General features: G+C 58.9%; 15 protein-coding genes. 8 read left to right on the top strand and 7 right to left on the bottom strand.

What is annotated here, in order from left to right; translation table 11 throughout:
• Positions 1–47: 47 nt before the first annotated feature.
• On the bottom strand, positions 48–746 hold the full coding sequence (queC, locus tag M0808_RS05735; protein WP_247840254.1) for a 7-cyano-7-deazaguanine synthase QueC: 699 nt from the start codon (positions 744–746) through the stop codon (positions 48–50).
• Between the two features lie 146 nt (positions 747–892).
• On the opposite strand from queC, the gene arfB reads away from it, so the two are divergent.
• Both arfB and M0808_RS05745 read left to right on the top strand, forming a co-directional pair.
• On the top strand, positions 893–1,306 hold the full coding sequence (arfB, locus tag M0808_RS05740; RefSeq protein WP_098967796.1) for an alternative ribosome rescue aminoacyl-tRNA hydrolase ArfB: 414 nt from the start codon (positions 893–895) through the stop codon (positions 1,304–1,306).
• Positions 1,307–1,506: 200 nt separating this feature from the next.
• A complete protein-coding gene (locus M0808_RS05745; protein WP_247840256.1) occupies positions 1,507–2,805 on the top strand; it encodes a hypothetical protein in 1,299 nt (432 codons plus the stop codon).
• A gap of 62 nt (positions 2,806–2,867) precedes the next feature.
• Here M0808_RS05745 and M0808_RS05750 read toward each other — a convergent pair whose 3' ends face one another.
• The 6 genes from M0808_RS05750 to phhA form a co-directional block, all read right to left on the bottom strand.
• Positions 2,868–4,067 carry an MFS transporter gene (locus tag M0808_RS05750; RefSeq protein WP_183781825.1) on the bottom strand — a complete coding sequence of 400 codons (1,200 nt, stop codon included), beginning with the start codon at positions 4,065–4,067 and terminating at the stop codon, positions 2,868–2,870.
• A gap of 104 nt (positions 4,068–4,171) precedes the next feature.
• Entirely contained in the window at positions 4,172–4,354 is a 183-nt protein-coding gene (locus M0808_RS05755) for a hypothetical protein (RefSeq protein ID WP_003222790.1), read from the bottom strand.
• Between the two features lie 70 nt (positions 4,355–4,424).
• On the bottom strand, positions 4,425–4,556 hold the full coding sequence (locus tag M0808_RS28470) for a hypothetical protein (protein ID WP_256214475.1): 132 nt from the start codon (positions 4,554–4,556) through the stop codon (positions 4,425–4,427).
• Positions 4,557–4,883: 327 nt separating this feature from the next.
• A complete protein-coding gene (locus tag M0808_RS05760; protein WP_247840258.1) occupies positions 4,884–6,077 on the bottom strand; it encodes an amino acid aminotransferase in 1,194 nt (397 codons plus the stop codon).
• Positions 6,077–6,433, bottom strand: a complete 357-nt coding sequence (locus tag M0808_RS05765; protein ID WP_003222798.1) for a 4a-hydroxytetrahydrobiopterin dehydratase — start codon at positions 6,431–6,433, stop codon at positions 6,077–6,079. The genes M0808_RS05760 and M0808_RS05765 overlap by 1 nt, the downstream gene beginning before the upstream one ends.
• 118 nt (positions 6,434–6,551) lie before the next feature.
• Positions 6,552–7,343: a phenylalanine 4-monooxygenase gene (phhA, locus tag M0808_RS05770; RefSeq protein ID WP_007965510.1), complete on the bottom strand. Its 792-nt coding sequence runs from the start codon at positions 7,341–7,343 to the stop codon at positions 6,552–6,554.
• A 395-nt stretch (positions 7,344–7,738) separates the two neighbouring features.
• On the opposite strand from phhA, the gene M0808_RS05775 reads away from it, so the two are divergent.
• The 6 genes from M0808_RS05775 to flgJ all read left to right on the top strand — a co-directional run bounded on the left by M0808_RS05775 (position 7,739) and on the right by flgJ (position 14,408).
• Positions 7,739–9,301, top strand: coding sequence for a sigma-54-dependent transcriptional regulator (locus M0808_RS05775; protein WP_096796287.1), 1,563 nt, complete (start codon positions 7,739–7,741; stop codon positions 9,299–9,301).
• A 374-nt stretch (positions 9,302–9,675) separates the two neighbouring features.
• Positions 9,676–10,416, top strand: coding sequence for a flagellar basal body rod protein FlgF (locus M0808_RS05780; RefSeq protein WP_007965507.1), 741 nt, complete (start codon positions 9,676–9,678; stop codon positions 10,414–10,416).
• A gap of 45 nt (positions 10,417–10,461) precedes the next feature.
• Positions 10,462–11,247 (top strand): flagellar basal-body rod protein FlgG, encoded by a 786-nt coding sequence (flgG, locus tag M0808_RS05785; RefSeq protein ID WP_003222804.1) that lies wholly within the window; start codon positions 10,462–10,464, stop codon positions 11,245–11,247.
• Positions 11,248–11,298: 51 nt separating this feature from the next.
• Positions 11,299–11,994 carry a flagellar basal body L-ring protein FlgH gene (gene flgH / locus M0808_RS05790; protein WP_027613958.1) on the top strand — a complete coding sequence of 232 codons (696 nt, stop codon included), beginning with the start codon at positions 11,299–11,301 and terminating at the stop codon, positions 11,992–11,994.
• A gap of 27 nt (positions 11,995–12,021) precedes the next feature.
• On the top strand, positions 12,022–13,110 hold the full coding sequence (locus M0808_RS05795; protein ID WP_161794916.1) for a flagellar basal body P-ring protein FlgI: 1,089 nt from the start codon (positions 12,022–12,024) through the stop codon (positions 13,108–13,110).
• 11 nt (positions 13,111–13,121) lie between these two features.
• Positions 13,122–14,408, top strand: coding sequence for a flagellar assembly peptidoglycan hydrolase FlgJ (flgJ, locus tag M0808_RS05800; protein WP_098967804.1), 1,287 nt, complete (start codon positions 13,122–13,124; stop codon positions 14,406–14,408).
• Positions 14,409–14,410: the final 2 nt, after the last annotated feature.

Genomic DNA, 14,410 nt, shown 5'->3' on the forward strand with positions numbered 1-14,410 from the left:
GCTCACTCGACATTTTCGAGTGAGCGCATTTTTATATGCTCGGTGCTTTATTGCAGATTCAGCTTCACTTCCAAGCTGTTCATCACCTCATCCTTGTTTTCCAGAAACTCATTGAGGCCTTTTGCGCGAAGATTGCAAGCGTCGCAATTTGCACATCCGCTACCGGTTATGCCGTTGTAGCAGGTCAGTGTCTGGTGGCGAACCAAATCAAGCTGATGGTAATGATCGGCCAATGCCCAGGTTTCCGCCTTGTTCAGCCACATCAGCGGAGTATCAAGTTTCAATGGGTAATCCATGCCCAGCTCAAGGGCTTTGTTCAGTGCCTTGACGAACTCGTCCCGGCAATCCGGATAGCCCGAGAAGTCCGTTTCGCAAACCCCGGTGATGACCGTTCTGGCTTGTACCTGATAGGCGTAAATAGAGGCGAGGGTCAAAAACAGGATGTTTCTTCCCGGCACAAAGGTGCTTGGCAGACTTTCGCCAGAACTATTAACCGTCGGAACCGGGATGTTGTCGCGAGTCAGGCTGCTGATGGCCAGCTCATTCAGCAAAGATACATCCATCACTTTATGCACGGTCACGCCGAGCTGTTTGGCCAGTTGCTGCGCGACTTCGATTTCCGCGCGATGACGCTGACCATAGTCAAACGTGATGCAATGAATTTCGTCATAGTGGCTCAGTGCATGGATCAAACAGGTCGTCGAGTCCTGTCCGCCACTAAAAACGATAACTGCTTTATTGCTCATGCTTATGCTTCCTGCATTGAACTGGTAAATTTTCGCTGGGGATCATAACGCGAAACGATTGATGCAAGAAGTTGCGCATGGCCGCAGGAGACCTGCTTTGTGGCTAATCGCGGTATCCTGCACGCTCTGAATTCGGACTTTTTTCCATGCTGGTGATTTCCAACAACGTGCATCTGCCGGATGCCGAGATCGAATTGACAGCCATCCGCGCGCAAGGCGCCGGTGGGCAGAACGTCAACAAGGTCTCCAGCGCCGTGCACCTGCGCTTCGACATTCCGGCCTCGTCCTTGCCCGAGTTCTACAAGGAACGGCTGCTGGCGCTGCGTGACAGTCGCATCACCAGCGATGGCGTGCTGATCATCAAGGCTCAGCAGTACCGCACGCAGGAAGCCAACCGGACCGATGCGCTGGAGCGCCTGACCGAGTTGATCCTCAGCGCCACCAAGGTTGAAAAGAAACGCCGCCCGACCAAACCAACCCTCGGCTCGAAGAAGCGCCGGCTCGAATCCAAGACCAAGCGCGGCAGCATCAAGGCTGGGCGCGGCAAGGTGGATTTTTAAGAATTGGCGTCTTGAAATTGTTCCATTTCAGCAGGCGCGAGCAATGTATCCATTACGCGCCACTCAATTTAAATCAATTTCCGGATATCGAACGACTCTCTTATTGCTAATTGGTCTACCTGACTGTCATATCTGACAGGTGTGCCGGATTGCTGTTACACGTTTACTGAGCTCTCTTTTTATTGATTGAGCAAACGCAAATGAGTAACTTAAATGTTGTGCGTGGTACTCCTGATACTGATTTTGGTGTGCGCGGTGAGGTCGTTTTATATGGAAAAGAACATCAGAGACTTCAATCTCGGGTCGTCACCCTTCTCTCAGAACCGAACAGGATTCTTTGCGCCGCAACTGACGAGGAGCGGCAAGAGATTTACCTGTGCATGCTTGATGAGGAAGGAGGTATCGACGAGAGTTTCGGAAAAGCGGGTAGTGTTTTTTTCAAACTCTCGGAGTTTTTTCCTGGGTGGGATTTGCCGCAGCCCTATAGCGTGAAGTTTGATAGTGTTCATGGCAAGTATGTGTTGGGGTTCTTCGCTCGTAAAGACGGCTTTAATCGTGCTACCGGTCTGGCTCGATTCGATTTGAATGGGGGACTTGATGAAGGGTTTGGTAGCAAAGGAGTCATGTTGTGGAGTCTAGATGTGAAAGAGGTTGTTCCTGCAAGTTCAGATGTTCCAAAGGTGAAGCAACCTCTGGCGGATAAGGGGCGCGACTACCACGGAACTATGGAATTATTGGACGATGGCGGCGTTTTGCTTCTGACCACGCTTGATGAAAGAGGACTTTTCGATAGTGCGATCCTGGTCAAGTTAAAAAATAACGGTAGTTTGGACGGAGCGTTCGGTAATGGTGGGTACCGATTGGTTTTTCGAGGTCCGTCTGTTTTAGTCATAGGACAGGATATGTTTCGCCAAGACGATGGTTATATTGTCGCCGCTTCAGAGGGCCTGCGTGATAAAAGTTGGTTTGTTGGCCGGTATGATGCCCGTGGTGATCTTGACGCCAGTTTTGGGGTCGGAGGATATTATGATGGAGCACCTTCGGTTAAAAACTTCATTCTGAAACGCGACGATCGTTCTCAGTTTTATATTATAGGTACTTCGGATAATGGAGCTCGGCAGTATCTGTTTCTCCAGCTTCAACGTCGCGGGCTCAAAGGCGAGGAAGATCCACTTTTTGGCAAGCAAGGGTGGGGGGGATTTATCACTGATGATTTCAGCGATATCTATATGACGAAAGCAGCACTCTATAATTTGAAATCAACCGTTGTGGTAGCAGGTTATGCTTATTTGCGTAGCGGGTCGGATAGTCAGGCATTTATTGCCAGTCTTGAACAAGACATGGGTTGGGACGAGGGGTTTGGTAATGTTGGAAAGGTTGTATTTCAAAAAGACCAGATTATTCACGATCTCGCTGTTCAGGAAGATCGAAAAATTGTGTTTGTATCCAGTAAAAATAGAGAGAACGGTAGTTTCGCCATTTTCCGTTTGCATGGTTAGCGTATAGAAGCCGCAGTTGTTTATTGGCCATTCGGAACCAATGAATGGCCAATATTGGGCGATCAATGAAAGTGGTGTTTTGGTGTAATGCGGTACAAATACACACTCAGCATCAGGCCGCTCAGTGAGGCAATGGCGGCAAACAGAAAGATCGAAGCAAAACCGAAGCCCGCGGCAATCGCCCCCGCCAATGGCCCGGTGATCCCCAGCGACAAATCGATGAACAACGAATACGCGCCGACCGCCGCGCCACGGCTGGAGGCTGGCACTAGGTTCACCGCTTCCACGCCCAGCGCCGGGAATACCAGCGAGAAGCCGAAACCGCTCAACGCCGCCCCGGCCAGCGCCCAATGCGCATCCGGCGCCAGCCACAGCAGTAATAGGCCGAGGGTTTCCACCGACAGGCAGGCGATCGCCACGCGGAAGCCGCCGAGGCGGTTGATCAGGTTGCCGAACAGCAGTCGCGCGCCGATGAAGCTGGCGCCGAACAGGCTCAGGCACAGCACCGCGTTGTCCCAGTGCCGGGTGGCGTAATACAGGGTGATGAAAGTGGCAATGGTGCCGAAACCGATCGAGCCCAGCGCCAGACCGCAGCCGTGGGGGAACACGCGACCGAGCACATGCATGAACGGCAGACGCTCACCGGCGACAATCGGCGCCGCGGTTTTCGGCCAGGCCAGCAGCAGGCCCAGCGCTGCCAGCAGAATGATGCTGACGCCCATGCTCCACAATCCCAGCTGGCCGACCAGCCACACCCCGAACGGCGCGCCCACCGCGAGCGCGCCGTAACTGGCGATGCCGTTCCACGAGATGACTTTGGCGGTGTTCGCCGCGCCAACGCGGCCGATGCCCCAGCCGATCGAACCGGAGCCCACCAGACTTTCCGCGCTGCCCAGCACCAGACGCCCGATCAACAGGCTGATCAGGCTGAACATCGGCAAGTTGGGTGTCCACGCCGAAATCAGCATAAACACACCACTCAAGCCGCATCCAGCCAGACCGATCATCACCGCGCGCTTGCTGCCCTGGTTGTCGATGATCTTGCCGGCGTACGGGCGGCTGAGCAGGGTGGCGAGGTATTGCACGCTGATCACCAACCCGGCGATCACCGCGCCAAAGCCCAAATCACTGTGGACGTAACCCGGCAGCACGGCGAGCGGAATGCCGATGTTCAGGTAGCCGATGAAGGTGAAGAGGACGATGGACACGACTTGCAGCGTGACCGCCAGGGGGCGCTGGGGTTGTGGCATAGAGGACGACATGAGAAACGATCCACGGCAAAGCAGGATTAGATAGGCTGCTTATGATACCGGCGCGCACGCGTCAGGGGCGGGGAAAAGTAAAACTATTTGCCGGGAGGGTGGAATCACGGTTTGGCCGGGGCGACCAGTTGCGTGGTGACGAGGGCGGCGAGGGCGTTTTCTTCGCTGCCGAAACGGGCGAGCAGGGCGGCCTGTTTTTCCGGGGAGAGACGGTTCCAGATCTCGATCATTTTCTCGGTGGCGCCGATCAGGACGGCAGCTTGGCTTTCAGAGAATTCGTCGGTCATGGCGGGCTCGGTTTCAGGCAGTGTGGAAAGCGCATCTTAGCGCTTTCCACACGGTCTGTACGGCGGGGTTTTACTCTTCGCTGTCGGCCTGGCGGCTCTCAACGGCTTCTTTCGGCTCGGGCTGCTGGGCGCCGGCTTGTTGCGTGGTCGTCTGCTCAGGTACGTGCAGGCTTGGGAAGGGGAGATTAGGAATCTCGTGCATGGTTGCGCTCCTCGCTAAGTCTGTTGATAGATCTGGTAGATCCGCGCTTCTTGAAAGCCTGCGCAGGATACAGCAGGAAAAATGACAATCAGACTTTTAATTGAAAATAATGCGACAGATGGCCGCAGGGGAGGGCGTATTCCAAGTGTGGGTGTGAATGAACCTGTGGCGAGGGGATTTATCCCCGATCGGCTGCGAAGCAGTCGTAAAACAATTGCACGCGCCATGTCAGACATTTCGCGATTGCAGTGTTGGGGCCGCTTCGCTGCCCATCGGGGATAAATCCCCTCACCACAGGGCTCACTCCTACAAGGGGGGGGGGCGGGGTTATTTGCAGGCGTTGGCGATGGCCTCGGCCAGCAATGCCAGGCGCGTGGCGTCGATCCCGGCGACGTTGGCCCGGCCCGAGCTGACCATGTACACGCTGTGCTGCTCACGCAGTTGTTTGACCTGATCCGGTGACAGCCCGGTGTAGGAGAACATCCCGCGTTGCACGCCAATGTGCGCAAAGCGCTCGCGCAGACCGTGCGGCTCCAGTGCTTCGACCAGACCGCTGCGCAACTGGGCGATGCGCAAGCGCATGGTTTCCACTTCATCGGCCCAGCGCGCTTTCAGCTCCGGGTCGGCGAGGATGGTCGCCACCACGGCCGCGCCGTGATCCGGTGGCGTCGACCACAGGTTGCGGGCGATGTTGGCCAGTTGGCTGCGGATGTCGATCAGCTTGTCGGCGGTTTTCGCGCAGACAATCAGCGCGCCGGTACGGTCGCGGTACAGGCCGAAGTTCTTCGAGCAGGAGCTGGTGATCAGCAGCTCAGGCACCTCGGCGGCGAACAGTCGGGTCGACCACGCGTCCTGCTCCAGTCCGTCGCCAAAGCCCTGGTAGGCAAAGTCGATCAGCGGCAGCAGGCCACGGCGGCGCACGACGTCGAGCACACGCTGCCAGTCGTCATGGTTCAGGTCGAAACCGGTCGGGTTGTGGCAGCAGGCATGCAGCAGCACCACGTCGCCTTGCGGCACTTCGTTGAGTGCGGCGAGCATCGCATCGACGTCGAGGCGGTTGTCGCTGCCCACGTAGGGGTAGTGACTGACCTTGACCCCGGCCGCGGCGAAAATCGTTTCGTGGATCGGCCAGGTCGGGTTGCTCAGCCACACGCCTTTGCCCGGCAGGCACTGGGCGATGAAGTCGGCCGCCAGACGCAGGGCACCGGTGCCGCCCGGAGTCTGGGTGGCGCCGGCGCGCTGTTCGGCGATCAGCTTCGAGTCGGCGCCAAGCACCAGTTCATTGATGACTTTGCCGAACAGCGGATTGCCGTGACCACCGATGTAGGTCTTGGTGTCCTGGCTTTCGACCAGTCGCGCCTCGGCGATTTTCACCGCTTCGGGGATCGGCGTCAGGCCCTGGGCATCCTTGTAGACGCCAACGCCGAGGTCGAATTTGCGCGGGTTAGTGTCCTGCGCATAGGCCTCCATCAAACCGAGGATCGGGTCGCCGGGTACCCGGCCGATGGCGTCGAAGTGCATTACTTGCGTCCTTCTGCGGTCTTGGCCACTTCGTCAGTGCGCGCGGCCATGATGAAGTCGTTGCGGTGCAGGCCCTTGATCGAGTGGCTCCACCAGGTCACGGTGACTTTGCCCCACTCGGTCAGCAGACCCGGGTGGTGACCTTCGGCCTCGGAGATCTCGCCGACGGCGTTGGTGAAGGCCAGTGCGTGTTTGAAGTTCTTGAACAGGAAGACTTTCTCCAGTTGCATGATGCTGTCGCGTACTTCGATGTTCCAGTCAGGGATCTGCTTGATCAGGATCGGCAGTTCTTCGTCGCTGACTTGTGGCGCATCGGCACGGCAGGCTTCGCAGTGGGCTTGGTTCAAAGTGGACATGGTGTGATTCCTGAAATCGAGTGTGTTTTTTTTATAGAAACTATCGGCCCGTCAATGCCGTCACGCTAAACCAAAGTGACGGCGACTGACAGACTCAATTCTCAGCAAAAGTCGCGGATCACGCGGCTTTCGGTTTTGGCGGAAACTTCGGAGCGTGCAAACCCAGCTGCATGCCTTGGCGAACCATGGCCATGATGTCTTCATGGGCGACGTCGAACAGGCGCTTGAGGTTCGGCAGGACAAAGTACAGCGGCTGCAGAATGTCGATGCGATACGGTGTGCGCATGGCTTCCAGCGGATCGAAGGCCTGATGCTCGGGTTCATCCGACAGCGAGTAAACGGTTTCTTTTGGCGAGGACAGGATGCCGCCGCCGTAGATGCGTTTGCCTTGCGGGGTGTCGACCAGGCCGAACTCGATGGTCATCCAGTACAGGCGCGCCAGATACACGCGTTCTTCCTTGGTGGCCTGCAGGCCGAGTTTGCCGTAGGTGTGGGTGAATTCGGCGAACCATGGGTTGGTCAGCAGCGGGCAGTGGCCGAAGATCTCGTGAAAAATGTCCGGCTCTTGCAGGTAGTCCAGTTCTTCGCGGGTACGAATGAACGTGGCCACCGGAAACTGTTTGCTGGCGAGCAATTCGAAGAAGGTCTGGAAGGGGATCAGTGCCGGGACGCGGGCAACCTGCCAACCGGTGGTCTCACCGAGCACCTTGTTGATCTCGCCCAGCTGCGGAATGCGGTCGTGGGGCAGACCGAGTTTTTCGATACCGTCCAGGTACTCCTGGCACGCCCGACCCTCGATCACTTTCAGCTGGCGAGTGATCAGCGTGTTCCACACCGCATGCTCTTCGGCGGGGTAGTCGATAAAACCTTGCGCATCGGGCTCGCGGGCCACGTATTGCGTCTGCTTCATACTGCTCTCCTGCTAGGGGAATTCGTTCTTGTTATGTCCAGCGATGGACTGAGAATTACCCGAGAGTGCGGCGTGATGCAGCAGGTTGAGTGCGTTCCTAGTAGGAACAACCACTGCATTTCGTAAAAAAATCGTTACGCTTTGACTGATATCACGCATTTGCGGTGATTTGCAGGTTTGAAAAGGGCTGTGGCTGTCACATAATCTTGACAACTATCTGCGCGCCTCGACAGAAAAGTCAGGCCAAACCGCAGCGCAAATCTCTTGTGGGAGCGGGCTTGCTCGCGAAAGCGGTGTGTCAGCTGAATGAATGGCGACTGACACACCGTCTTCGCGAGCAAGCCCGCTCCCACAGGGATTGTGTTCAACCCCTCATCCTTGTCGGGCCTCTTTTTATGCGTATCAAAGTCCACTGCCAAAACCGCATCGGCATCCTGCGCGACATCCTCAACCTGCTGGTGGAGTACGGGATCAACGTTGCACGCGGCGAGGTCGGCGGCGAGCATGGCAACGCGATCTATCTGCATTGTCCGAACCTGATCAACATCCAGTTCCAGGCGCTGCGACCGAAGTTCGAGGCGATTGCCGGGGTGTTTGGGGTCAAACGCGTCGGGCTGATGCCCAGCGAGCGTCGGCACATGGAGTTGAACGCGTTGCTCGGCGCGCTGGAATTCCCGGTGCTGTCGATCGACATGGGCGGCTCGATCGTTGCGGCCAACCGCGCGGCGGCGCAGTTGCTCGGAGTGCGCGTGGATGAAGTGCCGGGGATTCCGCTGTCGCGCTATGCCGAGGATTTCGATTTGCCGGAACTGGTGCGCGCCAACAAGTCGCGAATCAACGGCATGCGCGTCAAGGTCAAGGGCGACATCTTTCTCGCCGACATCGCGCCGCTGCAATCGGAGCACGACGATAGCGAAGCCATGGCCGGTGCGGTACTGACCTTGCACCGCGCCGACCGCGTCGGTGAGCGCATCTATAACGTGCGCAAACAGGAATTGCGTGGCTTCGACAGTATCTTCCAGAGTTCGAAAGTGATGGCCGCTGTCGTGCGTGAAGCGCGGCGCATGGCGCCGCTGGATGCGCCGCTATTGATCGAAGGCGAAACCGGTACCGGCAAAGAATTGCTCGCCCGCGCCTGTCACCTCGCCAGTCCGCGTGGGCAGTCGCCGTTGATGGCGCTCAACTGTGCGGGGCTGCCGGAGTCGATGGCCGAGACCGAACTGTTCGGCTACGGCCCCGGCGCGTTCGAAGGTGCGCGCGCCGAAGGCAAGCTTGGTCTGCTGGAACTGACGGCGGGCGGTACGCTGTTCCTCGATGGCGTCGGTGAAATGAGCCCGCGCTTGCAAGTGAAGTTGCTGCGCTTTCTGCAGGACGGCTGTTTCCGCCGGGTCGGCAGTGATGAAGAGGTGTATCTGGATGTGCGGGTGATCTGCGCCACTCAGGTCGACTTGTCCGAGTTGTGCGCGCGCGGCGAGTTTCGTCAGGATCTGTATCACCGCTTGAACGTGCTGTCGCTGCACATCCCGCCGCTGCGCGAATGCCTCGACGGTTTGACCCCGCTGGTCGAGCACTTCCTCGATCAGGCCAGCCGCCAGATCGGTTGCTCGCTGCCGAAACTGGCGCCGGCAGCAATGGATCGCCTCAGTCATTATCACTGGCCGGGCAACGTGCGGCAGCTGGAGAACGTGCTGTTCCAGGCGGTTTCACTGTGCGAGGGCGGCACGGTCAAGGTCGAGCACATCCGCCTGCCGGATTACGGCGTGCGTCAGCCGCTTGGCGATTTCTCGCTGGAGGGTGGGTTGGACGAGATCGTCGGGCGTTTTGAGAAAGCCGTACTGGAGCGGCTGTACTCCGAACACCCGAGCAGTCGGCAACTGGGTAAGCGGTTGGGGGTTTCGCATACCACCATCGCTAATAAGCTCCGCCAATACGAAGTTGGTAAAGACCCCGAGAGTTAACAGCAACACTGTGGTGAAAAGAGCTTTTGTGGTGAGGGGATTCATCCCCGAAGGGTGGCGAAGCCGCCCCAAACCAGCGAATGCGGTTCATCTGTTACACCACCATGTATGGATTGGGGGGCTGCTGCGCAGCCCATCGGGGATAAATCCCCTCACCACAGGTTCTTTTTCCATCTGCAAAAATCGGGATTGCCGCCTAGCGGCATAACACCGCCGGTTTTTCGACTTCGATACATTTCCAATTCCCCCGCAAAACCCCGCAAGTCCTTTGTTTACCGGGCCGCAAGCCGCCAGAAAAAAGTTGGTCTGCAAATTGCTTATGGCTCAGCAGTACAGCGGTGGGCGGCAAACGTCCGGCATGCAGAGGAAAGAGTGTGGACAAGTACCTTTATGTGGCAATGACCGGCGCCAGTCAGAACGCACTGGCGCAAAAGGCCCATGCCAACAACCTGGCGAACATCTCCACCAATGGTTTTCAGCGCGACCTGGAGCAGGCGCGTTCGATGCCGGTGTTCGGTGACAGCTTTCCGGCGCGTGCGTTTGCCATGAGCGAGCGGCCCGCCACCGACTTCACCGCTGGTTCGCTGGTGCAGACCGGGCGTGACCTCGACGTCGCCGTGACCGGCAACGGTTTTATTGCCGTGCAGAACCCTAACGGTGGCGAAAGCTACGTGCGCACCGGCAGCCTGAACATCGACGCCCTCGGCGTATTGCGCGCCGGCAACGGCATGCCGGTACTCGGCAATGGCGGTCCGATCGCCGTGCCGCCGGAGCAGCAGGTCGAAGTCGGTGAAGACGGCACCATCAGTATTCGTGCGATGGGCGAAGGCCCGCGCGTCATGGCGGAAGTCGACCGGATCAAACTGGTCAACCCGGACATCAAGAACCTCAATAAAGGCCTCGACGGCTCGATCTACACCAAGGATGGCCAGCCGGCGCCGGCCGATGCCAACGTCAAACTGGTGTCGGGTTTCCTTGAGTCGAGCAACGTCAACGCCGTGGAAGAAATGACCTCGGTGCTGGCCCTGGCCAAGCAGTTCGAGTTGCACGTCAAGATGATGAACACCGCCAAAGACGACGACCAGGCCATGGCTCGGGTCTTGCAGATCAGCTAATTATCAGAACGTCGCGCCGTAAAACAGGCGCACGAGGAGAATCGAATGCTTCCGGCTCTATGGGTTGCCAAAACCGGTCTGTCCGCCCAGGACACCAACCTGACCACCATTTCCAACAACCTGGCGAACGTCTCGACCACGGGTTTCAAACGTGACCGTGCCGAGTTCCAGGACCTGCTGTATCAGATCAAGCGTCAGCCAGGCGCCCAGTCGACCCAGGACAGCGAACTGCCGTCGGGTCTGCAACTGGGTACCGGTGTGCGCATCGTCGGCACCCAGAAAAACTTCACCGCCGGCAGCCTGCAAACCACCGAGCAGCCGCTGGACATGGCCATCGACGGTCGCGGTTTCTTCCAGATCCTGCAGCCGGACGGCACCACATCCTATACCCGTGACGGTACTTTCCACCTCGACTCCAACGGCCAGATCGTCAACGCCAGCGGTTTCGCCCTGGAGCCGGCCATCGTCATCCCGAACAACGCGCAGAGCTTCACCGTCGGCACCGACGGCACCGTGTCGATCACAGTGCCAGGCAACCCGGCCGCTCAGGTGATCGGCAACCTGCAAACCGCCGACTTCATCAATCCGGCCGGTCTGCAAGCAGTGGGCAACAACCTGTTCCTGGAAACCGCTGCTTCCGGCGCGCCGCAAATCGGCACCCCGGGCCTGAACGGTTTCGGTACCACGCTGCAGAACACCCTGGAAGGTTCCAACGTCAGCACCGTTGAGGAGATGGTCAACATGATCACCACTCAGCGCGCTTACGAGATGAACTCCAAGGTGATCTCCACCGCCGACCAGATGCTCTCGTTCGTAACGCAGAATCTGTAATCAAGTCTATGGGGCGGCCTGAGGCCGCCAGCAACACCGTGAGGTAGGGTCATGAAACGCTTCGTATCTGTTCTGGCATTGGGTGGGGTCGTCTCGCTCGCGGGCTGCGTCGCACCGACGCCCAAGCCCAATGACCCTTATTACGCTCCGGTGTTGCCACGCACGCCATTGCCGTCTGCGGCCAACAACGGCTCGATCTATCAGGCCGGCTTCGAGCAGAACCTGTACAGCGACCGCAAGGCATTCCGGGTCGGTGACATCATCACCATCACCCTGAACGAGAAGACGCAGGCCAGCAAAAACGCCAACTCGCAAGTGGCCAAGAACAGCAAGACCGGCATCGGCCTGACTTCGCTGTTCGGCGGCAGTGGCACCACCAACAACCCGTTGGGTGGCAATGACCTGAGCCTCGACGTTGGCTACAGCGGCGACCGCGCGACCAAGGGCGACAGCAAGGCGGCGCAGGGCAACACCCTGACCGGTTCGATCACCGTGACCGTGGCCGACGTGTTGCCCAACGGCATCATCGCCGTGCGCGGCGAGAAGTGGATGACCCTCAACACCGGCGACGAGCTGGTGCGGATCGCCGGTCTGGTGCGTGCCGATGACATCGCCACCGACAACACCGTGTCGTCGACCCGTGTCGCCGATGCGCGCATCACCTACTCGGGCACCGGTTCGTTTGCCGATGCGAGTCAGCCAGGCTGGTTCGACCGTTTCTTCCTCAGCCCGCTGTTCCCTTTCTAGGTGGCGACTTTGAATTTCAAGAGCCTCATGCTGGCTGCGGCCCTGTTGTCCGCAGCCTTTGGTGCCCACGCCGAGCGGCTGAAAGATATCGCCAGCATTTCCGGCGTGCGTTCCAACCAGTTGATCGGTTACGGCCTGGTGGTCGGGCTTAACGGCACCGGCGACCAGACGACGCAGACCCCGTTCACCCTGCAGACCTTCAACAACATGCTCTCGCAGTTCGGCATCAAGGTGCCGCCGGGATCGGGCAACGTGCAGTTGAAAAACGTCGCGGCGGTGTCGGTGAGTGCCGATCTGCCGGCGTTCGCCAAACCGGGTCAGCAGGTCGACATTACCGTTTCTTCGATCGGTAACTCCAAGAGCCTGCGCGGCGGCACCCTGTTGCTGACCCCGCTCAAGGGTATCGACGGCAACGTCTACGCCATCGCTCAGGGCAACCTGGTGGTCGGTGGTTTCGATGCCGAAGGTCGTGACGGTTCGAAAATCACCGTCAACGTTCCGTCGGCCGGTCGCATCCCGGGTGGTGCGTCGGTGGAGCGTTCGGTACCGAGCGGTTTCAACCAGGGCAACAGCCTGACGCTGAACCTCAACCGTTCCGACTTCACCACCGCCAAGCGCATCGTCGACAAGATCAACGACATGCTCGGCCCTGGCGTGGCGCAAGCCATCGACGGCGGTTCGATTCGTGTGACGGCGCCGCTCGATCCGAGCCAGCGCGTCGACTACCTGTCGATCCTCGAAAACCTTGAAGTCGATCCGGGTCAGGCGGTGGCGAAAGTCATCATCAACTCGCGCACCGGCACCATCGTCATCGGCCAGAACGTGAAAGTTTCGCCGGCCGCCGTGACTCATGGCAGTCTGACCGTGACCATCACCGAAGACCCGATCGTCAGTCAGCCGGGTCCGTTGTCCAATGGGCAGACGGCCGTCGTGCCACGTTCGCGGGTCAACGCCCAGCAGGAAGCCAAGCCGATGTTCAAGTTCGGCCCGGGCACCACCCTCGACGAAATCGTGCGGGCGGTGAACCAGGTTGGCGCGGCACCGGGTGACCTGATGGCCATTCTCGAAGCACTGAAGCAGGCCGGCGCGTTGCAAGCCGACCTGATCGTGATCTGAGGACGGCGACCATGGATATGCGCAAAGGCAGTCTGGTGGGCACGGGCGATTCGGGTTCGTACTCCGACCTCAATCGTCTGAACCAGCTCAAGGTCGGCGACAAAAACAGCGATGCGAACATGCGCAAAGTGGCGCAGGAATTCGAATCGCTGTTCCTTGGCGAAATGCTCAAGTCGATGCGTTCGGCCACTGAGGCATTGGGTAAAGACAACCCGATGAACACCCCGGCGGCCAAGCAATATCAGGAAATGTACGACCAGCAACTGGCGGTGTCGCTGTCCCGCGAGGGCGGTGGGATCGGGCTGGCCGACGTGCTGATGAAGCAGATGTCGAGGAATAAACCGCTGGCACCGGGTGAGGCTGCAGCCGCGTCCGCCGCCAAGCAAGAGGCGGCGAAAGCCGCTGCGGTGCAGACCCCGATTGCCGCCGGCACCACCGCCACCAATGGGCCGTTATCACGGCTCAATGGCGAGCGTCCGTTGTGGGCCTCGCGTTCCGGGCGTGTGGCTACTACCGAAGCCTCGCACAGCAATGACATGGCAATGATCAACAAGCGTCGTCTGGCATTGCCGCCGAAACTGGCCGATCGTTTGCTCGCCGGTCTGGTGCCGTCCGCCACGCCGACCGCCACCAATGCCTTGCCACAACGTGCCGTGACCACGGCCGCCACCGGCGCCGGCCCGCTGTACAACGGCGACTGGCTGAGCCGTGCCGAAGACGCCAAGGCGTCCGGCGGGCAGATGCAGATTTACGGTCGGGCGATGGCGCAGATTCCGCTGGCGCCGGCCAAGCGCGCCTTCAGCTCCGCCGACGAATTCGTCAACACCATGCTGCCGATGGCCAAAGAAGCCGCCGCGCGTATTGGCGTCGATCCGCGTTATCTGGTGGCGCAGGCCGCGCTGGAAACCGGCTGGGGCAAATCGGTCATGCGTGCCCAGGATGGCAGCAGCAGTCACAACCTGTTCGGCATCAAGGCCAGCAGCAACTGGACCGGCGATTCGGCCCGGGCAATCACCAGCGAGTTCCGCAACGGGCAGATGGTCAAGGAGACGGCGCAGTTCCGTTCCTATGCCTCGTACAAGGACAGTTTCCACGATCTGGTGACTTTGCTGCAGACCAATAATCGCTATCAAGATGTGGTGAAGTCGGCCGATAACCCAGAACAGTTTGTACGCGAGTTGCAAAAGGCCGGTTACGCGACCGACCCGAACTACGCGACGAAGATTTCGCAGATAGCCAAGCAGATGAACAGTTTCGAAAACTACGCTGCGGCCGGCGTTTCAACAACGCCTCTATAAAC

Source organism: Pseudomonas sp. MWU12-3103b (assembly GCF_023100615.1).
GTDB classification, from domain to species: domain Bacteria; phylum Pseudomonadota; class Gammaproteobacteria; order Pseudomonadales; family Pseudomonadaceae; genus Aquipseudomonas; species Aquipseudomonas putida_A.